The following is a 25320-nucleotide window of genomic DNA, read 5'->3' on the forward strand; positions in this document are numbered from 1 at the left end:
GAGAAATGAGTAAAGCATACGAGTTATCTGGTGTTAGCTTAGAAGCGGGTTATGAAAGTGTAAATCGAATTAAAAAACATGTAGCAAAAACGCATCGACAAGGAGTTTTCTCAGGAATTGGTGCTTTTGGAGCAATGTTTGACTTATCAGAATTAAATTATAAAAAACCGTTATTAGTTTCGGGGACTGATGGAGTAGGAACTAAATTAATGGTTGCTATTAAAGCTGATGTTCACGATACAATTGGAATTGATTGCGTAGCTATGTGTGTAAATGATATCGTTGTGCAAGGAGCTCAACCCCTTTACTTTTTAGATTACGTCGCTGTTGGCAAAAATGAGCCTGAAAAAATTGAAGCTATCGTTAAGGGAGTAGCTGATGGGTGCCAACAAGCTGGTGCCGCATTAATTGGTGGTGAAACAGCAGAAATGCCGGATATGTATGACTTAGATCATTACGATTTAGCAGGATTTGCAGTTGGTGTTGTTGAAAAAGACCAGTTGATTACCGGTGAAAAGGTGAAAGCAGGCGATGTCCTAATTGGTTTACCATCGAGTGGAATTCATTCAAATGGGTATTCTCTTGTTCGAAAGATTTTATTTAAAGATAATGACATTGACTTAAATCGTTATGAAGATTCATTAGGTATGACAGTGAAAGAAGCTGTCTTAGCCCCTACAAAGATTTATGTAAAACCTATTTTATCGCTTATTAAGGAAATCGGTGTCCATGGTATGGCACATATTACAGGTGGAGGATTTGATGAAAATATCCCACGTGCTTTACCTAAAGGTTGTGGTGTGAAGATCGATAAGAACTCTTATCCTATACCTCCAGTTTTTAACTACCTAAGAGATTTAGGTAACTTAGAAGAACGTGAAATGTACAATGTCTTTAATATGGGGATTGGAATGGTTATTATTGTTGATCGTCAGGATGCAGAAAAGGCAATGCAAATTTTGAAAAACTGTGATGAGGAACCTTATATTATTGGAGAGGTCATTGAGGGAGAAGGAGTTCAATTAGTATGAAGAAAATAGTTGTTTTTGCATCTGGGAGTGGAAGCAACTTTCAAACTATTGTTGAAAAATTACATCTAAAAAAATGTGAAGTAGCCTTGTTAGTTTGCGATAAAGAAGGAGCCTATTGTGTAGAGCGTGCCAAACTGCTTGGAATCCCGACTTTCGTCTTCCATCCGAAGGATTATGCTAAAAAGGCAGACTTTGAAAAGATAATTTGTCAGGAGCTATCAAAGGTGGAGCCCGATTTAATCGTTTTAGCGGGATATATGCGTATTATTGGTCAGACACTTTTAGATGCCTATGAAGGCAAGATCGTTAATATTCATCCAGCATTATTACCTGCTTTTCCAGGTCGTGATGGAATTACAGATGCCTTGAATTATGGTGTGAAGATTATGGGTGTCACGGTTCACTACGTCGATGCAGGAATAGATACAGGGAAAATTATTGATCAATCTTGTTTTAAACGTTCAGGTCAAGAATCTAAGGAAGAAATAATAAATCGTATTCATGAGTTAGAACATGAATTGTATCCACAAGTTATTGAAAGACTTTTAGAGTTATAGGAGGCGTTTAGGGAATGAAACGAGCGTTAGTTAGTGTATCAGATAAAACAAATTTAGTACCTTTTGTAAAAAGATTAGTAGAATTAGGTTATGAGATTATTTCAACAGGTGGAACTAAAAAGGCTTTAGAGGAAGCCGGTGTGGAAGTTATTGCAGTTGATGCGGTGACTGGATTTCCAGAAATATTAGAAGGGCGCGTTAAAACGTTACATCCAATGATTCACGGAGGCCTATTAGCAAAACGTGGGGATCGTTCTCATCAACAACAGGTGGATGAAAATCAAATCAAGTATATCGATCTTGTGTGTGTCAACTTATATCCATTTGCTAAAACTATTCAAAATACGGCTTCAACTCATGAGGATAAAATTGAAAATATCGACATTGGTGGACCTTCGATGTTACGTTCTGCCGCTAAGAACTTTAATGATGTGACAGTTATTGTCGATGCAAAAGATTACGATTTAGTTATTTCAGAAATTGAAGAGAATCAAAATACAACATTAAAAACACGTCAAATGTTAGCAGGAAAAGTGTTTAATCATACAGCAGCATATGATGCGATGATTGCTAATTATTTTAATGAAATTAATGAAATCGAATTTCCAGAGAAATTAACGTTAACTTATGACTTAAAACAGGGATTACGTTATGGTGAAAACCCTCATCAAAAGGCGGCGTTTTATCAAACGTTACAACAGCCTTCATATAGTGTGGTTAATAGTCAACAATTACATGGGAAGGAATTGTCTTATAATAACATTGCGGATGCAAATGCTGCACTCGAAATTTTACAAGAATTTGAAGGACCAGCAGCCGTTGCGGTTAAGCATATGAATCCATGTGGTGTTGGGTTAGGTTCAACGATTGAAGAAGCATATGATAAAGCATACCAAGCGGATCCAGTATCTATTTTTGGTGGAATTGTTGCATTGAACAAAGAGGTGACTAAAGAGGTAGCTGAAAAATTACATCAGTTATTTTTAGAAATCGTTATCGCACCAAGCTTTAGTGAGGAAGCCTTAGCGATTTTAAAACAAAAGAAAAATCTTCGTCTTTTAATTACTGATATGTCAAAACGATTAGAAAATGGAATGAAATTAGCATCAGTTAAAGGTGGAGTGCTTGTTCAAGATCTTGATACGCTTCAAGTTAACAAAGAAGAATTAGAGTGTGTGACTGAAGTTCAACCAACAAGCGAGGACTTAAAACAATTAATGTTTGGGTTTAATGTGTGCAAGCATGTAAAATCAAATGCAATTACTTTAGTAAAAGAGGATATGACTATTGGAATTGGTGCAGGACAAATGAACCGTGTAGGATCAGCTAAGATTGCGTTAGAACAAGCCGGAGAGTTATCACAAGGGGCTTATTTGGCATCAGATGCTTTCTTCCCGATGTCTGACACGGTGGAGTTAGCTGCAAAATATGGTATCAAAGCTATTATTCAACCAGGTGGATCAATTAAAGATCAAGATTCAATTGATGCATGTAACAAGCATGGAATATGCATGGTATTTACAAAGGTTCGTCATTTTAAACATTAATGGATGAGTGATAAGAGGAGTAGGCTATGAAAGTTTTAGTTATTGGACGCGGTGGACGTGAGCATGCCATCGTAAAAAAATTAGTACGTGATCGTAAGGCATCTCAAATTTTTTGTGCCCCAGGAAACGATGGAATGAGTGAAGCAACCCTTGTTCCAATTGAGGAGACTCATGTTGCGGAATTGGCGGCTTTTGCTCAAGAAAATCAGATTGATTTAACAATTGTCGGTCCTGAGGTATCTCTAATGGCAGGGGTTGTTAATGAGTTTAATCAATTAGGGCTACCTATCTTTGGTCCTACTAAAGAGGCAGCTTTAATTGAAGGTAGTAAAGCCTTTGCAAAATATATGATGCAAAAGTATGATATTCCGACGGCGGCCTATGGAGAGTTCACTAATATAGAAGAGGCTACGGCTTATCTAAGAACACAAAAGATGCCAATTGTAATTAAAGCTGACGGATTGGCGGCTGGAAAGGGAGTCGTGATTTGTCAAACGTTGGAAGAAGCTGAAGCTACTGTCAAGGAAATGCTTCTTGATCGAAAATTTGATGATGCATCATCTAAAATTGTTATTGAGGAGTTTTTAGACGGAGAAGAGTTTTCTTTAATGGCTTTTGTTTCAAATGAAATTTATAAGGCAATGCCTATCGCACGTGATTATAAACGTGCTCATGATGGTGATTTGGGATTAAATACGGGAGGAATGGGAAATCATAGTCCTCACCCATTAATTTTTGACACTGATTATGAAGATGCAATTAACCAAGTGATTGAACCAATGACAAAGGCGATGATTGAAGAGGGAATCCCTTTCACAGGAATTTTATATGCTGGTTTAATGAAGACAGCGGAAGGGATTAAGGTTATTGAATTTAATGCCAGATTCGGTGATCCTGAGACGGAGGTGTTACTCCCACGCCTTGAAACAGACTTAACTGATATTATGTTATCCTTATTAGAAGGTAAAGATATTGAGTGTCATTGGAATGATAAAGCCACTGTCGGAATCGTTTTGGCTGCTAAGGGATATCCAGGTGCTTACGTAAAAGGAACACCAATTAAAGGATTAGACGAATTAGTCGATGTAGATGTTTGTCATATGGGAACGAAATTAATTGATAATCAAATCTCCTTAAATGGCGGGCGTGTTCTGTTTGTTGTGGGAACTGGCGATACGCTTGAAGATGCACGTCAAAAAGTCTATCAAGAAGTAAAAAAAATAGACTGTAAAGATTTGTTCTACCGTACAGATATCGCAAAAAAAGTGATAAATAGTTAATTAAAATAGAAGGGAGATATCATTTTATCTCCCTTTAATTGCATAGATTAGTTAATGAATGTTTATAAGATTGGAGATAATAGGCTTCTAAGATTATGTGATAAATGAAAAGAGGGTGAAGGAGAATGAGTAAAGTTTTATTTACACCAGGACCGACGAATGTTCCTGATTTTATTAGAGAGGTTCTTGGACGAGATTTAATTCATCATCGAATGGCAGACTATCACGAGTTACTAAAGGAAATCAACGAAGATTTAAAAGTTGTGTTCGGTACATCGAACGATGTTTTAGTTTTAACATCTTCTGGAACAGGGTCAATGGAATCAACCGTTGTTAACCTTTTTTCACAAGGTGATTCCGTACTGGTTATTAATACGGGATGGTTTGGGAAAAGATTTATTGAAATCTGCCAGGTTTATGGGTTAACTGTTCATGAATTATGTTATGAGTGGGGAAATAGTTATAATATTGACGAAGTTGAAAATATTTTGGATAAATTCCCGGAAATTAAAGGAGTTTTTGTGACATATCATGAAACCTCGACAGGTGTTTTGAACAATTTGAAACCGTTAGGGAATTTAACGCGAAATAGAGGCTGCCTATTAATTACAGATTGCATTAGCGGGATGATTGTTCATGAATTTCACATGGATGAATGGGGAGTCGACTGTGCAGTTGCTAGTAGTCAAAAGGGATTCTTGCTTCCACCGGGATTAAGTTTTGTCGCCTTAAGCGATAAGGCAAAGGATGCCATGGAACAATCGAGTTTACCTAAATATTATTGGGATTATAAAAAATATTTTAATTCTTTTAATGAAAAGTGCGAACAACCTTTTACGCCAGCTATTTCGATTGTCGTTGCTTTAAAGGAATCGTTAAGTTACTTGCTAGACAAAGGTGTAACAACAGTCGTTGATGAGAAGAGAATGCTTAGAAGGTATGCCGAGGAGAAATTACAGGAGCTCGGGTTTAAATTATTTATTGAAGATGAGTCGATTAGAGGGAATGCCCTTATCCCTGTTATTGTTCCGGATGGGGTAGATGGAAAACGTCTAACATCGTCAATTGATGAACGTCATAATTTTACTGTCGCAGGCGGTATGGGGAGTTATGCAGGGAAAATGTTACGTGTTGGAATTTTGAGCGACATTACAACGAAAGAAATTGACTTGTTAGTATCATATCTGAAAGAGAGTTTAAAGGATTATAAAAAGTAAAAAGGGGGACTGACTAATGAAACCGCAATTTGAATTGGAACGAAACACAGCTGTAATTAATTTTTCCGCCCATTATTGTAATACAGCGGATGAATTATTAAATAGCCAGGGATTTGAGCGTGTTTTAAGTAGATTTTTAAAACAGTTAAAGAAGAAGGAATCACCAATTTATGAACAACTTTCATATGTTTGTGGAGAATGCTTGATTGCGAGCGAATTAATTTCCTTGTTTAAATTATTATTAGTTTTAGAAATAGATGAAATCATGAAAATGAACCGATCATTTATTGTTTTATTACAACACAAGGATGCTCTAATTAATTTTATTGAGGAACTTTATGATTACTGGCGACAACTTGAACGATATAGTGTCATTTATAATAGCACTGAAGGTACAGGAATCCAAAAAATTAAATTTATCGAGGCTAATAATGCATTTACTAATTTAGTTTTACAAGTCTATCGTATTATTGAAGAGCGCTTAATGGGGCATCATCAGAATGTGTATCGTCAATTAATTGTAGGTGCCAATGCGGGATTAGTTTTAAATGAGATTCAGTGGGATATTCCGGTTCAATATATGGGGTTACGATATCCGGCTTTTATCGAGTCTATTGTGTTAACTCCGCCATTTATTACTTATCCTAAACGGACAAAAAGAGATGGAATTTTCGAGGAAGTGTTTGAAAATCCGCTAGATGGATTATATTTAGATCCTAATAATTGGTTTGTGTATCCTGCTAAAGTGGGAACGGCTTTAGCGTATGTTTATTTCCATCGAGATTTCATGGCCCAAGGGGTGACGATGTGTAATTTATTTGAATTGGCAGATCTAAAGGAATGTGATAATAGAAAGCCAGATTTAATTTATGTTTATGGAAATAAGGATAAAGAGGATAAAGCAGTGTTTTATCAAGATAAGGCTAATGATATTATGATTGGTTATGCTTCTTATAGTGAGGAACACGACTACTTTGGCTATATGAAAAAGATGGTGTTAACACTGTACAATGTTAAAATGATTAATGAGAAAAAGTTACCGCTACATGGTGCAATGATTGAATTAACTTTAAAAAACGGAAAACAGCGTAATATTGTCGTTATCGGCGATAGCGGGGCAGGAAAGTCGGAAACATTAGAAGCTGTGCGTATGATCGCAGGTGAAGAAATTAAAGATATGAAAACTATTTTTGATGATATGGGAACCCTAGCATTAGAACACGGTGAAATTCGTGCGTATGGAACAGAGATTGGGGCTTTTGTCAGACTAGACGATTTGGATACAGGATATGCTTATCGAACTATTGACCGCAGTATTTTTATGAACCCAGACAAGACTAATGCTCGTATCGTTATACCTGTTTCTACATATAAGGAGATAACAACGGGAAGACCAGTTGACATGTTCCTTTATGCGAATAACTATGAAGAAGAATTTGATGAACTAGAATTTTTTAATAGTGTGGAAGAGGCAAAAGAGGTCTTTATAAGAGGGGCACGAAAGGCAAAAGGAACGACTACGGAAACCGGATTAGTAGAGTCGTATTTTGCAAATCCATTTGGGCCGGTTCAGTTAAAAGAACAGACAGATCCATTAATTAATAAATACTTTGAAGCACTATTTAATAAAAATATTAATGTTGGGCAAATACGTACCCGTCTAGCTATTCCAGGAAAAGAGCATACAGGTCCACGTAAGGCAGCGGAACGTTTATTAGAATTTATTAATGAACAAAGATAAAGAGGAAGGGGAGTGCGGGGTGCGTCTTAACCTTTAATTGATTTTTAAGGTTGAGGGCATCCTGAAATCTTCTTTTTTTATATGGAGGGGGAATAGAGGTATATTTATAAATTATATTTAAAATGATTTGACAATATTGTATTGGAGTGGTATTATAAATGAGTCGCCAAGAGAGGTGGACAAGAAATCTTACAAAAAAAGATAAAAAACATTTGACAGAAAAAGTCGAATGTAGTAAGATAAAGAAGTCGCCAAAAGGCGAGAGAGGTTCTTTGAAAACTAAACAGAACGTCAAGAATCATGAGCGAAAGAAATTTCGCAAGCTAAGGAAACAAACAATTATGGAGAGTTTGATCCTGGCTCAGGATGAACGCTGGCGGCGTGCCTAATACATGCAAGTCGAGCGAACCACTTCGGTGGGAAGCGGCGAACGGGTGAGTAACACGTAGGTGATCTGCCCATCAGACGGGGACAACGATTGGAAACGATCGCTAATACCGGATAGGACGAAAGTTTAAAGATGCTCCTGGCATCACTGATGGATGAGCCTGCGGCGCATTAGCTAGTTGGTGGGGTAAAGGCCTACCAAGGCGACGATGCGTAGCCGACCTGAGAGGGTGAACGGCCACACTGGGACTGAGACACGGCCCAGACTCCTACGGGAGGCAGCAGTAGGGAATCTTCGGCAATGGGCGAAAGCCTGACCGAGCAACGCCGCGTGAATGAAGAAGGCCTTCGGGTTGTAAAATTCTGTTATAAGGGAAGAAAGGTGATAGGAGGAAATGACTATCAATTGACGGTACCTTATGAGAAAGCCACGGCTAACTACGTGCCAGCAGCCGCGGTAATACGTAGGTGGCAAGCGTTATCCGGAATTATTGGGCGTAAAGAGCGCGCAGGTGGTTAATTAAGTCTGATGTGAAAGCCCACGGCTTAACCGTGGAGGGTCATTGGAAACTGGTTGACTTGAGTGCAGAAGAGGGAAGTGGAATTCCATGTGTAGCGGTGAAATGCGTAGAGATATGGAGGAACACCAGTGGCGAAGGCGGCTTCCTGGTCTGCAACTGACACTGAGGCGCGAAAGCGTGGGGAGCAAACAGGATTAGATACCCTGGTAGTCCACGCCGTAAACGATGAGTGCTAAGTGTTGGGGGTCGAACCTCAGTGCTGAAGTTAACGCATTAAGCACTCCGCCTGGGGAGTACGGTCGCAAGACTGAAACTCAAAGGAATTGACGGGGACCCGCACAAGCGGTGGAGCATGTGGTTTAATTCGAAGCAACGCGAAGAACCTTACCAGGTCTTGACATACCGTTGACGCCTCTAGAGATAGAGGGTTCCCTTCGGGGACAATGGATACAGGTGGTGCATGGTTGTCGTCAGCTCGTGTCGTGAGATGTTGGGTTAAGTCCCGCAACGAGCGCAACCCCTGTCGTTAGTTGCCAGCAGTGAGATGGGGACTCTAACGAGACTGCCAGTGACAAACTGGAGGAAGGTGGGGATGACGTCAAATCATCATGCCCCTTATGACCTGGGCTACACACGTGCTACAATGGTTGGTACAAAGAGAAGCGAAGCGGTGACGTGGAGCAAACCTCATAAAGCCAATCTCAGTTCGGATTGTAGGCTGCAACTCGCCTACATGAAGTTGGAATCGCTAGTAATCGCGAATCAGAATGTCGCGGTGAATACGTTCCCGGGTCTTGTACACACCGCCCGTCACACCACGAGAGTTTACAACACCCGAAGTCAGTGGCCTAACCGCAAGGAGGGAGCTGCCTAAGGTGGGGTAGATGATTGGGGTGAAGTCGTAACAAGGTATCCCTACCGGAAGGTGGGGATGGATCACCTCCTTTCTATGGAGAAAGAGACGTTCTGTTTAGTTTTGGGAGAATTTCGATTTTCCTAGAATTGATCTTTGAAAACTAGATATCTTCTGAAGAAGAAAAGTTAAGTAATAAAGGGCGCACGGAGGATGCCTAGGCACTAGGAGTCGAAGAAGGACGCGACAAACGGCGAAACGCCTCGGGGAGCTGTAAGTAAGCAAAGAGCCGGGGATATCCGAATGGGGAAACCCGCTAGTGGTCATACGCTAGCACCGTATGGTGAATCAATAGCCATAGAGGAGACAGACCCAGGGAACTGAAACATCTAAGTACCTGGAGGAAAAGAAAGAAACATCGATTCCCCAAGTAGCGGCGAGCGAACAGGGAGGAGCCCAAACCGGAGTAATCCGGGGTAGAAGGACCTTCAGAAATGACTGAACATGATAGCCGAATGGTCTGGGAAGGCCAACCGGAGGGGGTGAGAGTCCCGTAGGTGAAATTGTGTGAAGCAGGGAAGGGATCCTGAGTACGGCGGGACACGAGAAATCCCGTCGGAAGCAACGAGGACCATCTCGTAAGGCTAAATACTACCTAGTGACCGATAGTGAACCAGTACCGTGAGGGAAAGGTGAAAAGAACCCCGGAAGGGGAGTGAAAGAGAACCTGAAACCGTGTGCCTACAACTAGTCAGAGCCCGTTAAAGGGTGATGGCGTGCCTTTTGTAGAATGAACCGGCGAGTTACGATATCGTGCAAGGTTAAGTTGAAGAGACGGAGCCGAAGCGAAAGCGAGTCTGAATAGGGCGAGGAGTACGATGTTGTAGACCCGAAACCGTGTGAGCTAGCCATGAGCAGGCTGAAGGTCAGGTAACACTGACTGGAGGGCCGAACCAGGGCACGTTGAAAAGTGCTTGGATGACTTGTGGCTAGGGGTGAAATTCCAATCGAACACGGATATAGCTGGTTCTCTCCGAAATTGCTTTAGGGCTAGCCTCGATAAGAGTCTACTGGAGGTAGAGCACTGAATGGGTGATGGCCCCACCTCGGGGTACTGATCTCAATCAAACTCCGAATGCCAGATAGATATGATCGGGAGTCAGACTGTGGGTGATAAGGTCCATGGTCAAAAGGGAAAGAGCCCAGACCGCCAGCTAAGGCCCCCAAGTGTCCGTTAAGTGGAAAAGGATGTGGAGATGCACAGACAACTAGGAGGTTGGCTTAGAAGCAGCCATCCTTTAAAGAGTGCGTAATAGCTCACTAGTCGAGTGACTCTGCGCCGAAAATGTACCGGGGCTAAACGGACCGCCGAAGCTGCGGATTGACACGAAGTGTCAGTGGTAGGAGAGCGTTCTAACAGCGGAGAAGCAGTACCGGAAGGAGCTGTGGAGCGGTTAGAAGTGAGAATGCCGGTGTGAGTAGCGAAAGATAGGTGAGAATCCTATCCATCGAAAGCCTAAGGTTTCCAGGGGAAGGCTCGTCCGCCCTGGGTAAGTCGGGACCTAAGGTGAGGCCGAAAGGCGTAGCCGATGGACAACAGGTAGAGATTCCTGTACCACTTAATAAACTGAAGGAGTGACGGAGAAGGCTAAGTTGAGCGTGTGAATGGATTCACGTGTAAGCAGTGAGGTGGTCATGTAGGCAAATCCGCATGGCGAAACATTGAGCTGTGATGCCGAAAGCCCGCAAGGGTGAAGTCAGCTGATGTCACGCTTCCAAGAAAAGCTTCTAGGGATAATTTATTAGGTGCCCGTACCGATAACCGACACAGGTAGGCGAGGAGAGAATCCTAAGATGAGCGAGAGAACTCTTGTTAAGGAACTCGGCAAAATGACCCCGTAACTTCGGGAGAAGGGGTGCTTGTGAAAGCAAGCCGCAGTGAAAAGGCCCAGGCGACTGTTTATCAAAAACACAGGTCTCTGCTAAACCGCAAGGTGATGTATAGGGGCTGACGCCTGCCCGGTGCTGGAAGGTTAAGAGGAGAGGTTAGCGCAAGCGAAGCTTTGAATTGAAGCCCCAGTAAACGGCGGCCGTAACTATAACGGTCCTAAGGTAGCGAAATTCCTTGTCGGGTAAGTTCCGACCCGCACGAAAGGCGTAACGATCTGGGCGCTGTCTCAACAAGAGACTCGGTGAAATCATAGTACCTGTGAAGATGCAGGTTACCCGCGACAGGACGGAAAGACCCCGTGGAGCTTTACTGTAGCTTGATATTGAGCACTGGTGACACATGTACAGGATAGGTAGGAGACGAAGAGACCAGGACGCCAGTCTTGGAGGAGTCGCTGTTGGGATACTACCCTTGTGTTACTGGGGTTCTAACCCGTGGCCATGAGCTGGTCAGGGGACAGTGTCAGGTGGGCAGTTTGACTGGGGCGGTCGCCTCCCAAAGAGTAACGGAGGCGCCCAAAGGTTCCCTCAGAATGGTTGGAAATCATTCGAAGAGTGTAAAGGCAGAAGGGAGCTTGACTGCGAGACCTACAAGTCGAGCAGGGACGAAAGTCGGGCTTAGTGATCCGGCGGTACCGAATGGAAGGGCCGTCGCTCAACGGATAAAAGCTACCCCGGGGATAACAGGCTGATCTCCCCCAAGAGTTCACATCGACGGGGAGGTTTGGCACCTCGATGTCGGCTCATCGCATCCTGGGGCTGTAGTCGGTCCCAAGGGTTGGGCTGTTCGCCCATTAAAGCGGTACGCGAGCTGGGTTCAGAACGTCGTGAGACAGTTCGGTCCCTATCCGTCGTGGGCGTAGGAAATTTGAGAGGAGCTGTCCTTAGTACGAGAGGACCGGGATGGACACACCGCTGGTGTACCAGTTGTTCTGCCAGGAGCATAGCTGGGTAGCTACGTGTGGAAGGGATAAACGCTGAAAGCATCTAAGCGTGAAGCCCCCCTCAAGATGAGATTTCCCATTCGAAAGAAGTAAGATCCCTTGAAGACGACGAGGTAGATAGGTCAGGAGTGGAAGTTTGGTGACAGATGAAGCGGACTGATACTAATCGATCGAGGACTTAACTAAATAGGAAAGGCAAAAACGAGCGATTATCACAGGCAGAAAGTGAAAAGAACTGAGGAATCACGAAGGTGATGAACAGTTATTGAACTTTACCACTGTGATGCGAGAGTTGCCGGACAAGAAGAAGTAAGCAGAAGATATCTAGTTTTGTGAGATTGATGAAATCTGACAGAAGGTCTAGTGATAAGGGCAAGGAGGGCACACCTGTTCCCATACCGAACACAGAAGTTAAGCTCCTTAGCGCCGAGGGTAGTACGCAAGTGCGAGAGTAGGACGTCGCTAGGCCGAAAAAAATGCGGGTGTAGTTTAATGGTAGAACTTCAGCCTTCCAAGCTGACTGTGAGAGTTCGATTCTCTTCACCCGCTCCAAATAGCCAATCAACATCCTTCGGGGTGTTTTTTTTATATATGATAGGTTCTCATCTCTATTTATTTGTTTCATTTTGATTTGTTACATAGTAGTTTCAACTTGCTTAATCGAATGGGGAATGAATAGGGTGAGGCAACACTTTTTTTAACGGATGTTTTAATCCTAAGAGAGCTTCGTTACCGCATCACCTATTAACCATAAAAAATAAAACTCGTAGAATCTACACATAAATACCGGTGTAGTTTCTACGAGTTTTATAGTACCAAAGAGACCATTGGGCTATCCATATAGCTAATGGTTTCTTTTTAATATCTGTCTCTGCTTAGGAGTATTTTTTGACTTTTATAATGACCTTGAATAAATCACCATCTTTTGATAGCTCGAATATTGCTCCGTGTAATTCTAGGATAGATTTCACGATAGAGAGCCCCAATCCTGATCCTTCGGTGTGACGAGAACTATCCCCACGTTTAAATCGCTCTGATAATTCAGACACATCAAACCCTAATTCGTAATTTGAGATGTTTTTTAAAGTAATAACAATGTCTGATTCTTCGTACTCCATTTCAATATAAACTCGAGTTGCTGGTTGGGCGTATTTAATAATATTATTAAATAAATTTTCAAATACCCGCGACATTTTTCTTCCATCACAATAGGCATACATGTGTTGTTCAACCATTTTAGTTTTAATGGCTAATCCTTGGTCATTAAAGCGGTCATCGTATTCTGCTAATGACTGATAGATTAAGGCGACTAAATCTACTCGTTCCTTATGTAATTCGACAGCTCCACTAGCCATTTTACTAGCTTCAAATAAATCATCGATAAGAACCTTTAATCGTTTAGATTTGTTATCGATAATGTTGAGGTATTCTTGACGCTCTAAATCGCTTATATTGCTCCTTTTTGCTAAATCTACGTAATTTAGAATACTTGTAAGAGGAGTTCTTAAATCATGGGAAACATTTGTGATTAATTCCGTTTTAAGCCGTTCGCTATCCGACTGCTTTTGGCTCGACAATGCGAACCCCTCTTGAATTGTATTAATATCTCTTGATATATCTGAAATAAGATCATGGCCTTTAACTATAATCTGAGGACTTTTTTTATTTTGTGCTAGTTTTGATAATGTGTCCACAATAAGCTGAAGACGTTGAGAACATCTTTTAATAGAAAATAATAATATGGGGATAAGTAAAAGACTAATAAGGGTCACTATAACGAAGCTTCCAAAAGCTACAGTAGATATTCCCCAAATAACACCCCAAAATCCAATAAGTGCTGTAAAAATAAATAGCTTAAAGAAGATATTTCGATAGAGAGGAAATTGGCTCCAGGCTTCCTTATTGCTCATGTAAAACCCATTGTTCCACTCTTCTTGGATAATCTGAGGGTTTTTTAATCTATTTATTATTCCTTGGACCTGAAGCGTAAAAATGTAAATCACAAAGATAAGGACTATAATTTGAAAGGCTATTTTAAAAATATAGAAAGCTGTAGGTGAAGCGTGAAAATTGATTCGAAAACCTTTAATGAACAATAAAGTAGCAAAGAAAATACTAGCCTTAAATTCAATAGGTAATTGGGAATATTTTTTCCCTATCCAAGTATATTGATCCGGAATTGTTAGAGGAGTATGTCTAACTTTTTTAAAATACGAGTAGATAGGAAATAGGATAAAAATGTTTAGTACAACTGCAACAAACCAAATAATTTTGATGATAGTATTTTGAATAAAGGAGCTTTGGATCGTGGAGTTTCCCATTGGATATTTTGGTAAATAGAGGGTTCCTGTTAATCCTTGATCGGAAGCAAATGAGTTAACCGAATTTTTGAAATTTTCATTGTTTTTCCCGTAATAAGGAATTTCGAGTACATTGAGATACTTTATGTCTTCGTCGGGAACATTAGTATACGTTTCTCCATTTCTATCAACGATCTTATAATAAAAGGCATTCCCTTGATTATGAGAGTTGTAATTATAATAATCATAAATTTTATCCTTATTTTCCTGGTACCTATGATAGCGAATGATTTCTGTAATTTGTTCATCGGTTAAAGATGAGATAGGGTGATATTCGCCTGTAGTATCATCATATAAATACCGAGAGTATAGGTTATTATCAAATTTTGCATCTAAAATTTCCTCTTTGGTAACGGGAATTTCCTCTATAGGTTTTTTGAGTTGAGGGATTTCGATTTGACTTGTATAAAAATCTTTTAAAAAGTCCTCCACTTGCGATGCATATTGAAAAGATTCAAAATAATTTAAAGGGAAGATATTTCGATATTGTAACTGGATCGTTATATAGTTAAAACATAGAATAAATGTTCCGATTAAAATTAAAAATTTGATCCAATTTTTTTGACTATCTAATAACTGGTTTACTTGATTAGGTGAATCATTACTTTTCATTATATCAACTCCATTCTTTTATTATAAAGATAACATAACGTTCTTAATATCTAGTTACTAATTTTCTTAAAAAATTCTTAATATGAGGTGGAAAAAAACCATAGCCTTTAATGCTATGGTCACCGTGAATTACTTTTTAAGATGAATGTATTTCTTAATTATTATGAGGTAAATCTATGCCTCAATTTTGTAGCCAACTCCCCAGACTACTTTAAGATATCTTGGATCGCGTGGATTAATTTCGATTTTCTCCCGAATTTTTCTAATGTGTACGGCAACTGTATTCTCTGCATTATATCCAGGTTCGTCCCAGACATTTTCATAAATATCATTGATTGAAAATACACGTCCTTTATTTTTCAGTAAAAGGGCGAGAATTTTAAATTCTGTCGGTGTTAGCCGGACTTCTTTCCCATCTACATTGACTTGTTTAGTAACTATATTCATACTAAGTCCCCCTACCTCTAATAAATCTTTATTTGGCGTACTTTGTGGAGAATTAAATTGTAGGTATCTACGTAACTGGCTTTTAACACGTGCAACGAGTTCCATAGGGTTAAATGGTTTTGTAATATAATCGTCCGCTCCAATTGAGAGGCCCATAATTTTATCGGTATCTTCAGATTTTGCGGTGAGCATAATGATAGGTACATTAGAGAACTCTCTGATTAGGCTGGTGGCTACGATTCCATCAATTCCAGGCATCATGACATCCATTAAAACAAGATGGATTTCTTCTTGTTTGACTAAATCAATTGCCTCCTGTCCATTACTAGCCATGACTGTTTCGATATCCTCTCCTCTTAAATAGATACGAATAGCTTCTCGAATTTCACGTTCATCATCAACTATAAGTATACGTGGCTTTAACATAGTTGTCCTACCTCCATGAGTATATTTTCCATTATTATATCGCTATTTATGAGAAGGAGTAAATAAAACAGGGTATAATTATGATTATTTTGGGAATTCTAATAAAAGATTGTAAAAAAAGAAAATCCACAGTAAAATGTGGATATATTTAAGATATTTTTGCGGTAGTATAAAATCTGCTAAGGTCCCCTCTATATTTAATACCGCATGCTTTTCCTATTCCATGATAGATAAGGGTATTATTTTTTTTATTTAGTAAGGTTAGTTCCACCTCAGCATTTAAAATTGCTTCATATAGAAACGAGGTATTTTGATGATTTAACTCTTGGCAATCAATAAAATCCTCTGATTTACTTTTTGTTTTTAGGATTAACTGTACATTATCTTTTGTTACACACAATAAGATATCACGATCAAAGAAGGATATATTCAATTTGCTATGGTTTGCTGTGGTGAATGAATAAAATTTTTGATCAACGGTAACTCCTATTTCAAACCCTAAAAACTCCTTAATAATAGGGAGAGGGATAATTTCTAATGAGCAGGTGAGTGTCGCCCGTCCATCCTCAAAGTAATTACTTTGAATTCCAATACGCGGAGTCGGATGGCTCTTTCTCCAATTTTTTTCAATATAATACTTTCCGTTACTAAAATCAATAATTTGATTTCCAATTTTAAGGTGCCCTTCTTCAATATTTCCGTCAATGGCACAGACATGACTATGCGATTCTAGGAAGGGAATATAATTTAATAATCTCATCATGTTTGGACTACGTTTCGTATGAGGCCATTTTTTAGGAGGACCCAGATACAATAGTCCATGAAATTTCTCAAAATCAACATAAATTTTGTGAAAGCTAAATTCGTTTAACCCAATGTTTACTTTGAGGTGTCGATTATTAGAATAGAAATCGTCAACACTATATTTGCAGTAATGATAGGAATGGTTAACTAAATCAATGACTTGAATAAAACTATGATGTTTTTTTGCATCTTCAGTACGAGATATACCTGGGATAAAAGCTAACGAATAACGACCAGTAGCATCAACGATTTTAAAATACCAACCCTCAAAAAAATTAGTATATTGATCGTGGCCATGGTATAAATCAGGATTTATTTTCATTTTGGGCCTCCATATAATAACTTTCTTGTAAAAGTGTATGAGTCATGTTATTATATGCAATATTATTATATTTTATACAGAGGGTGATTGCTTGATTTCAAAGTTTGATGAAGTTTATGAGATAATGAAAGAATCTTTTCCGGTAGATGAGTTCAGGGAATATAAAGAGCAGAAAAAGCTTTTATCACGTCCTAATTACTTTTTAAAAACAACCCTACATCATGATGAAGTAACTGCTTTTTGTGCTTATTATGAATTTGATGATTTTATATATATTGAACATTTAGCTTGTACGGAAAAAGTGAGGGGACAGGGAATCGGAACTCAATTGATTAGAGATGTTATGTTAGAGGCAAAACAACGACCGATTATTTTAGAGGTAGAACCTCCAATAGATACCCTAACGAAAAGAAGAGTAGAATTTTACAAGAGATTAGGATTCATCTTAAATGATATTCCTCACTATCAACCGCCACTTAATTTAACTACGGGAACTGTAGAGTTAAGAATTATGTCATCCTGTCAATTAAGTGATGAACGTCTAAGGAAATTTAGACAAATTTTAAATACGGAAGTTTACGGTGTAGAAGAAAATTTTAAATTATAGGTTTCATGATATCCAAAAGGTCCTTGTTCGTTTATCAAGGACTTTTTTCTATATAAAGAGCGATTATTGTCGTTAAAAAGGTTGATAAGTTTTATTCTAACAAGTATACTTATAAAATCAGAGAAAAAGTAAGGGCGGTAATAGAAATGAGTAAAGATAAAAATATAAAAAACGAAGGCTCGTGTAGCTCATATAACCAGTTAGAAAAATTGAAATTTATGATACCCTCTTTCATTGGAGTTATCTTATTTATGTGTCCTATTTCTACAGCGGAAGGAATCACGATTCCTATTGCCATTTTATCAAATGGACTGAAACATCATTTAGAGAGTATTCTACCGACTATATTATTAGTTTTAGTGCTTATCACAGCTGCTGGGACAGCAGTTACTAAACTATTGAAACCGGGATTCATCGTGAAAAATAGATTTCTAAATAGTTTATTTGACGTAACCCCTATTTGGTCGATTCTTAGATTTTTAGCAGCTATATTTACGGTTATGGTATACACTAATCAAGGGATTCCATTTTTAATCTCTTCGAATACGGGGGGATTGGTGTTTAGTGATCTACTACCCATTCTCTTTTCAGTCTTCTTATTTGCGGGACTTTTTTTACCTTTATTATTAAATTTCGGATTATTGGAGTTTGTAGGTTCGTTATTATCTAAGGTGATGCGCCCCATCTTTAATTTACCGGGAAGGTCAGCAGTCGATTGTATTGCCTCATGGCTAGGTGACGGAACCATTGGAGTGTTGTTGACAAGTAAGCAATATGAGGACGGTTTTTATACTAAACGCGAGGCTGCGGTGATTGGTACGACCTTTTCACTTGTTTCGGTGACATTCAGTCTAGTTGTTATTAATACAGTTAATCTTGGGCATATGTTTATTCCATTTTATATAACTGTCACCATTGCAAGTTTGTTAGCCGCTATTATACTACCCAAAATGCCACCCTTATCTAAAAAAGAGGACGTATTTTTTGATGGAACAAAGAAGGAATCGGATGAAAAGATTCCAACTGGATTTAATTATGTTTCATATGGGTTTATGCAGGCGATAGAAAAAGCTAAATCACAAGCCTTTATAAAGGTCATTTTTATAGATGGATTTAAGAATGTGTTAGATATGTGGCTAGCTGTTATTCCAATCGTAATGGCCGTAGGAACAATTGCCTTAGTTATTGCCGAATATACTCCAGTATTTAAAATTTTAGGATTACCATTTTTACCTATTTTAATGTTATTGCAAGTTCCTGAGCCAATTGCGGCATCGCAAACTTTAGTCGCTGGATTTGCGGATATGTTACTCCCATCCGTCCTTGCCTCAACTATTAAAAGCGATATGACACGTTTTATTATTGCATCAGTTTCGGTTTCTCAATTGATTTATTTGTCAGAGGTAGGTGCACTATTGCTCTCTTCAAAAATTCCAGTGAATTTGAAGGAATTGTTTATTATCTTTATTCAACGGACATTAATCACATTACCGATTATCGCAGTAATTGCCCATTTTATTTTTTAAATGAAAAAGACAGAGAGTGTTTAATCATTTTCTGTCTTTTTTGTTTTTCAAGATTAAAATTCTAAATGATTCTCCACACTAAGGGCAGAAGATTAAATTGCCTAGTTAGAATCAGTGTTTTTTGCTATAAAAATAATTATAAAATAAAAAAATGATTAGTTAGCTAATAGTTAGTTGACTAACTATGAAGAGTAAGGTAAGATTTATTTAGCTAATAAGAGGTGATAATGTGGATAATCAAGAGATTAATGATGTAGCTAAGATATTTGGTCATTTAATAAGAAGTCATTTATCGATCGTTAAACGGGTTTTAGAGGAGGAAGGCTTATGTCCATCACAACCAGGGATTATTCATGTGTTATCGCAGTGTCATCAGGCGACTCAGGTTGAGTTAGCAAATAAGCTAAATGTGACCCCGGCGACGATTAGCGCCATGCTAAAAAGAATGGAGCGAGATGGGCTGATTGAGCGTCAACGTAGTTTAACGGATCAACGAGTAACGTATGTTTGTTTAACTGAGAGTGGGATTGAACAGGCCAAAGTTGTGAATGAAATTTTCCGTGAACTTAATTTTCGTGCATTTGGAAATTTTTCTAAAGATGAAATCGACCAAGCTAAATTCATTTTTAGAAAGTTATTAGAGAATCTACAAGATTAAAGGAGGAGGAGTTAGAGATGTTGAAATTATTTAGGGGATTAAAACCGTATGCAGCCCTAATAGCATGTGTTTTAGTTCTTGTCTTTGTCTCAACGATGACAGATTTAGAATTACCCGATTTAATGTCGGAAATTGTTAATACAGGAATTGTTCAAGGGGATATCCCTTATATTTTAGGCCGCGGTGGAATTATGTTACTTGTTGCCCTATTAGGAACGGGGTGTACCATTTTAACAAGTTATTTAACAGCTAAAATTGGTATGGGATTTAGCCGAGATTTACGTCAAAAGGTGTTTACTAAAGTTGAATCATTTTCACTAGCCGAGGTTAACGAATTTGGAACAGCATCTTTAATTACACGAACAACAAATGATATTAATCAGGTTCAACTTGTTGTAATTATGATGATGCGAATGATGTTAAGTGCCCCATTGATGATTGTTGGGGCGCTTATTCGGGCAGTTAATAAGGATATTGAGTTGTCAAAGGTTATTTTCGTTGTCATCCCTATTATTATCATTACGATTATTATTATTGCTCGATTTACAATGCCAATGTTTAAAAAGATGCAAAAGCGAATTGATAGATTGAATTTAGTCGTTCGTGAAAATCTAACAGGAATCCGTGTTATTCGAGTATTTAATAAAGTCTCTCAGGAACAGGAGCGTTTCAATGAGGCGAGTTTAGAAGTCTCTCGAATTGCTACAATAGCCAATCGTTTAATGGGGGCATTAATGCCATTAATGATGCTTATTTTAAACCTTTCAATCATTGCTGTTATTTGGTTTGGTGGAATTCGTATTGATAGTGGAGATTTAATGGTTGGAGATCTAATGGCCTTTATCCAATATTTAACTCAAATTATGTTTTCATTATTGATGTTAACAATGATGTTTGTATTAATTCCACGTGCACAAGCATCAGCTGTTCGTATTAATGAGGTGCTTGAGATGGACCCATCTATTGTTAGTCCTACTCACGCTAAGCAACCACAATTAAAAGGATATGTTGAGTTTAAAAATGTCTCTTTTGGATATGAAGGGGCAGAAGAATATGCTATTTCGAATATTTCCTTTTCAGCTCGTCCCGGAGAAATAACAGCAATTATTGGGGGGACAGGTTCTGGAAAATCTTCAATTTTAAACATGATCCCTCGTTTTTATGACGCTGCCGAGGGAGAGGTATTAGTCGATGGGATAGACGTTCGTCAGATGAATGATGAAGAACTTCGTTCTAAAATTGGATATGTTCCTCAAAAAGCTATGCTGTTTACAGGGACTATTCGAGATAATATTTTATACGGGAAAGAAGATGCAACAGATGAAGAAATCTGTCATGCTTTGGATATTGCCCAGGCAACAGATTTCGTTTCAAAAATGAAAGAAGGAATAGAATCTCAAATATCTCAAGGTGGAACAAATGTTTCAGGTGGACAAAAACAACGACTATCAATAGCAAGGGCAGTTGTTCGTAAACCAGAGATTTATTTATTCGATGATAGCTTTTCAGCACTGGATTTTAAAACAGATGCTAAATTACGTGAAGCTTTACGAGAGGAAACGAAAAACTCTACAGTGATTATCGTTGCCCAACGCGTCAGCACGGTTATGGATGCAACACGCATTTTAGTTATGGATGAGGGACGCATCGTAGGGATGGGAACTCACGAAGAGTTATTAAAAACAAACGAAATTTATCAACAGATTGTTGAATCACAACTTAAAAAAGGGGAGGAGGAATAATTTATGGCAGGACCTATGGGAGGCCCAAAACCGGGTGGAGCAAAAGCAAAAGATTTTAAAGGGTCATTACTTCGTTTAGGAAAATATTTAAAACCATATCGTGTAGGTTTGGTCATCGTTTTTGTAGCGGCAATTATGAGTGTTGTTTTTTCAATTGTTTCTCCAAAAATCATGGCAAAGATTACGGATGAATTAATGCGCCCCATTTTAGAAATGGTTGGTGGCAATGTTTCGCCATTACCAATTGATTTTTCTTATATTTTTAAAATAATTTTAATCTTAATTGGATTATATGTGCTAAGCGCAGCCTTTAACTATTTACAACAATTTATAATGGCTGGTATTTCCCAAAAAGTGGTTTATGATTTGCGACGGGATATTGATGAAAAACTGGCCCGTTTACCCTTAAAGTTTTTTGATTCGCATACGAATGGTGAGTTATTAAGTCGATTTACGAATGACGTCGATAATATTAGTGGGACTTTACAACAGTCTATTACACAAGTTATCACATCGGTGACAACGGTCATTGGTGTATTATTTATGATGTTAACTATTAGTCCGTTGTTAACTGTTGTTTCAATTATTGTTATTCCTTTATCAGGTGTTTTAATGATGCTAGTGATTAAACGTTCACAAAAGTATTTCATTGGTCAACAGAAGGAACTTGGAGATTTAAATGGACATATTGAAGAAATGTATACAGGGCATAATGTTGTAAAGGCATTTGGTCATGAACATCAGGCAATCCATGAATTTGAGGAAATTAATGACCGCTTATACAACGTCGGATGGAGAGCTCAATTTTTATCAGGGTTAGTGATGCCGATTATTAGCTTTATTGGAAATTTAGGATATGTTTTAGTGGCTGTTATCGGAGGTGTCCTTGTTACAAAAGGAAGAATTACCGTCGGAGATATTCAGGCCTTTATCCAGTACAATCGTCAATTTACCCAACCTATTGCTCAAATTGCACAGATTTCAAATATTATTCAATCAACTGTCGCATCTGCAGAACGTGTTTTTGAATTGTTAGATGAATCAGAAGTTATTCCTGATCCAACAACGCCTCAGTGTCCAAAAGAGGACTTAGGGGCAGTAGAGTTTGAACATGTTAAGTTTGGTTATCGAGAAGATCGTATTTTAATCAATGATATGAATATTAAGGCAGAGCCGGGGCAAATGGTGGCAATTGTTGGACCAACTGGGGCAGGAAAAACGACCCTAGTTAACTTACTCTTACGTTTTTATGAATTGAACGGTGGACGAATTTTAGTTGATGGGGTAGATATTACGAACATGACCCGAGCAGCCTTACGTAAAAAGTTCGGAATGGTACTGCAAGATACTTGGCTTTTCAATGGAACAATCCGAGATAATATTGCGTATGGTCGAGAGAACGCTACAGAGGAGGAAATTGTAGCGGCTGCAAAGGCGGCCCATGCGGATCACTTTATTCGTGTTTTACCAGATGGTTATGATACTATTTTAAACGAAGAGGTATCGAACATTTCTCAGGGACAAAAACAGTTATTAACAATTGCTCGTGCCCTACTTGCTGATCCAGAAATTATGATTCTAGATGAGGCAACAAGTAGTGTCGATACACGAACAGAGCTGCAAATTCAAACTGCTATGAAGACCCTTATGAAGGGGCGTACAAGTTTTGTGATTGCCCATCGTTTGTCGACAATCCGTGAGGCGGATGTTATCCTAGTGATGAAAGATGGAGATGTCATTGAGACTGGAAATCATGAGTCTTTAATGAAGCAAAATGGTTTTTACGCGGATTTATATAATAGTCAATTTAATCAAGAAGAGGAAGAGGCTTAGTGAAGAAAGGTCTATGAAATTTAGTTTCATAGACCTTTTGGTTATTTTGTCGGAAAAAGTGTGATAATAGTTGCTTTTTTTTTAGTCTAGATAATATATAATTAATAGTGATTAGAAGGTTCAATTGCGTTTATAAGGAGGGGTTGACCTTTGATTTTCGATACGCACACTGACATTTTGTACAATATTGTGAAACACCGTCTCAAGGGAGAGCGTGGTGTTGTTGAGAATTATCATATCCCTGAATTGTTAGAGGGAAATGTTACCGGAGGAATTTGGACGTATTATACGGATATCAACAACGAGTTACTTACTGATTTTGACCAGGCTATTCAATACATTATAGATGAATTACAAGGTTCAGAAAATGTTCAAGTCGTGACAACTAAGAGTGATTGGGCAGACCATAAGGTTAATGTTATTTTAGGGTTAGAAGGATTAGCGAGCATTAGGGATATTAATCATATCGTTGAACTTTATAATAAGGGTTTTCGCCATGCCATGTTAACATGGAATGAACAAAATCAATTCGCGACGGGTGTTGGAAGTGAAGAAGAAGCGGGATTAACACGTCTTGGATGTGAGTTAGTAAAAAAAATGAATGAGTTAGGGATGGTGATTGATGTATCCCATGCTAATGTTCAAACGTTTGAAGATATTTTATCTGTGACGACAGCACCAGTCATTGCGTCCCATTCAAATTGTTATTCGCTAGAGCCACACCCACGAAATTTAACAGATGAACAAATTAAAGAAATTGCCATTGTTGACGGGGTTATTGGGGTAACAGCAGTGTCGAAGTTTACAAATCCTTTAAAGCCGGATGTTGCATCACTGGTGAATCATATTGATTATTTAAGGGATCTAGTAGGAACACGTCATATTTCGCTTGGGTTTGATTTTATGAATTATCTGAATGCAGGAGAGGCAAACTTAATTGACTGTCAAAGTGCCGCATCTGCTAGCTTAGTCATTGATGAGTTGATCAATCGCGGATATAGTAGTATGGATATTGACGGAATCACCCATGTGAATGCTAAGCGAGTTATTAATTATATATTAAGGGATGATGAAAAAACACTTGATTAATCAAGTGTTTTTTTTCGAATTTTTTTGATAAGGAGGGTTAGAAGGGCAATCCCTCCGGATAGTAGGGTACATTTTATTAGATACTGCTTGATATGAGTTAAAGCAGAATTTTCAAGCTTAATTTGATAAATATCCATTTCATCTTCTTCGCCAATGAATTGAAATCCCATTTTATCTAGTAATCCTTGAGAAGGGAGGTTTTCATAGTGACATTTGGCGATAATTGTTTTAATTTCTTGTTGGGTTAATGCCCAATTTAGAAGTGCGTCTATGGCTTCTGTGGCATATCCTAATTTACGTTTGGACTCAATAATTTCATAGCCGATTTCAACTTGTCCTGAATCGTCTGGATTTCCTTTATAGCCTCCATCTCCAATTACTTCATTGGACGATTTTTCGATAAATATCCAAGAGGTAAAGCCTAATTTAGGCGGCATAAATGCGTAAAGCTCTTCAAGCATCCACGTTAATAGAGTTGTATTATCAGGTGTTAACCAAATTTTTGTAGAATATTCAAGGGGCTCATCATTTAAAATGTCCTTAATCCTTTGCGCCGTTAATGGGTAGAGAATTAAATGTTTGGTTTCGAGTTTAATCATTGAATCTATCCTTTCAATAAAATAGAGGTAAAGTAGCGGATTGTCTAGACGCTATCAGTTTGTTTATATGATAGCACAAAAAAGAGGATTAATTCTAATTAATCCTCTTTTTGATGGTTAATAAAGTAATAAGTATTTCCATTGTAAGATGCAACGGGGCTATTTTTTAAGTGGGGTCATTATGTGAGCCTATTGTCTTAAATTTAGGAACGATAAAGATCCCGAAAATTAATCCGTATAAAAAATATTCTAATTTAACGGTGGAAC

16 protein-coding genes, 1 tRNA gene and 3 rRNA genes are annotated in these 25320 nt (G+C 38.4%); 16 read left to right on the top strand and 4 right to left on the bottom strand.

Annotation, left to right across the window (positions count from 1 at the left end; translation table 11 throughout):
• Positions 1 to 5: 5 nt before the first annotated feature.
• The 10 genes from purM (at position 6) to AC6I0I_RS00710 (ending at position 12580) form a co-directional block, all read left to right on the top strand.
• The gene (purM, locus tag AC6I0I_RS00665) at positions 6 to 1031 is read left to right on the top strand and encodes a phosphoribosylformylglycinamidine cyclo-ligase (RefSeq protein ID WP_262953619.1); all 1026 of its coding nucleotides are present in this window, start codon (positions 6 to 8) and stop codon (positions 1029 to 1031) included.
• Entirely contained in the window at positions 1028 to 1588 is a 561-nt protein-coding gene (gene purN, locus AC6I0I_RS00670) for a phosphoribosylglycinamide formyltransferase (protein ID WP_161832469.1), read from the top strand. The genes purM and purN overlap by 4 nt, the downstream gene beginning before the upstream one ends.
• Before the next feature lie 14 nt (positions 1589 to 1602).
• Entirely contained in the window at positions 1603 to 3135 is a 1533-nt protein-coding gene (gene purH / locus AC6I0I_RS00675; protein ID WP_161832470.1) for a bifunctional phosphoribosylaminoimidazolecarboxamide formyltransferase/IMP cyclohydrolase, read from the top strand.
• A 26-nt stretch (positions 3136 to 3161) separates the two neighbouring features.
• Positions 3162 to 4415: a phosphoribosylamine--glycine ligase gene (gene purD / locus AC6I0I_RS00680; protein ID WP_161832471.1), complete on the top strand. Its 1254-nt coding sequence runs from the start codon at positions 3162 to 3164 to the stop codon at positions 4413 to 4415.
• 125 nt (positions 4416 to 4540) lie between these two features.
• Positions 4541 to 5632, top strand: coding sequence for a pyridoxal-phosphate-dependent aminotransferase family protein (locus tag AC6I0I_RS00685; protein ID WP_262951162.1), 1092 nt, complete (start codon positions 4541 to 4543; stop codon positions 5630 to 5632).
• Positions 5633 to 5648: 16 nt separating this feature from the next.
• A complete protein-coding gene (locus AC6I0I_RS00690) occupies positions 5649 to 7373 on the top strand; it encodes a P-loop NTPase family protein (protein ID WP_161832473.1) in 1725 nt (574 codons plus the stop codon).
• Positions 7374 to 7711: 338 nt separating this feature from the next.
• Positions 7712 to 9228 (top strand): 16S ribosomal RNA (locus AC6I0I_RS00695).
• A gap of 92 nt (positions 9229 to 9320) precedes the next feature.
• Positions 9321 to 12214: ribosomal RNA gene (locus tag AC6I0I_RS00700) — 23S ribosomal RNA — on the top strand.
• A 173-nt stretch (positions 12215 to 12387) separates the two neighbouring features.
• A 5S ribosomal RNA gene (gene rrf, locus AC6I0I_RS00705) occupies positions 12388 to 12496 on the top strand.
• Together the 16S, 23S and 5S rRNA genes with 1 tRNA gene alongside form the textbook arrangement of a ribosomal RNA operon.
• Before the next feature lie 10 nt (positions 12497 to 12506).
• A tRNA-Gly gene (locus AC6I0I_RS00710) sits at positions 12507 to 12580 on the top strand.
• Positions 12581 to 12903: 323 nt separating this feature from the next.
• Here the strand turns inward: AC6I0I_RS00710 and AC6I0I_RS00715 are convergent.
• From AC6I0I_RS00715 to AC6I0I_RS00725, 3 genes are all read right to left on the bottom strand, one after another.
• Positions 12904 to 15000, bottom strand: a complete 2097-nt coding sequence (locus AC6I0I_RS00715; protein WP_161832207.1) for a sensor histidine kinase — start codon at positions 14998 to 15000, stop codon at positions 12904 to 12906.
• Between the two features lie 174 nt (positions 15001 to 15174).
• On the bottom strand, positions 15175 to 15873 hold the full coding sequence (locus tag AC6I0I_RS00720; RefSeq protein WP_161832208.1) for a response regulator transcription factor: 699 nt from the start codon (positions 15871 to 15873) through the stop codon (positions 15175 to 15177).
• A gap of 148 nt (positions 15874 to 16021) precedes the next feature.
• Positions 16022 to 16999, bottom strand: a complete 978-nt coding sequence (locus AC6I0I_RS00725; protein WP_161832209.1) for a tocopherol cyclase family protein — start codon at positions 16997 to 16999, stop codon at positions 16022 to 16024.
• A gap of 91 nt (positions 17000 to 17090) precedes the next feature.
• On the opposite strand from AC6I0I_RS00725, the gene AC6I0I_RS00730 reads away from it, so the two are divergent.
• From AC6I0I_RS00730 to AC6I0I_RS00755, 6 genes are all read left to right on the top strand, one after another.
• Positions 17091 to 17606, top strand: coding sequence for a GNAT family N-acetyltransferase (locus tag AC6I0I_RS00730; RefSeq protein WP_262951170.1), 516 nt, complete (start codon positions 17091 to 17093; stop codon positions 17604 to 17606).
• A gap of 146 nt (positions 17607 to 17752) precedes the next feature.
• Entirely contained in the window at positions 17753 to 19132 is a 1380-nt protein-coding gene (locus tag AC6I0I_RS00735; RefSeq protein ID WP_338506642.1) for a YjiH family protein, read from the top strand.
• 229 nt (positions 19133 to 19361) lie between these two features.
• On the top strand, positions 19362 to 19790 hold the full coding sequence (locus AC6I0I_RS00740) for a MarR family winged helix-turn-helix transcriptional regulator (protein ID WP_262951168.1): 429 nt from the start codon (positions 19362 to 19364) through the stop codon (positions 19788 to 19790).
• A gap of 17 nt (positions 19791 to 19807) precedes the next feature.
• Complete coding sequence (locus tag AC6I0I_RS00745; protein ID WP_262951166.1) at positions 19808 to 21532, top strand: ABC transporter ATP-binding protein; 1725 nt, start codon at positions 19808 to 19810, stop codon at positions 21530 to 21532.
• A gap of 3 nt (positions 21533 to 21535) precedes the next feature.
• Positions 21536 to 23365, top strand: a complete 1830-nt coding sequence (locus AC6I0I_RS00750; RefSeq protein ID WP_262951165.1) for an ABC transporter ATP-binding protein — start codon at positions 21536 to 21538, stop codon at positions 23363 to 23365.
• 150 nt (positions 23366 to 23515) lie between these two features.
• Positions 23516 to 24454: a dipeptidase gene (locus AC6I0I_RS00755; protein WP_262953468.1), complete on the top strand. Its 939-nt coding sequence runs from the start codon at positions 23516 to 23518 to the stop codon at positions 24452 to 24454.
• Here AC6I0I_RS00755 and AC6I0I_RS00760 read toward each other — a convergent pair.
• Positions 24451 to 25053 carry a GNAT family N-acetyltransferase gene (locus AC6I0I_RS00760; RefSeq protein ID WP_202618768.1) on the bottom strand — a complete coding sequence of 201 codons (603 nt, stop codon included), beginning with the start codon at positions 25051 to 25053 and terminating at the stop codon, positions 24451 to 24453. The genes AC6I0I_RS00755 and AC6I0I_RS00760 overlap by 4 nt on opposite strands.
• Positions 25054 to 25320 lie beyond the last annotated feature (267 nt).

This window comes from Turicibacter sp. St.80E1, assembly GCF_059728495.1.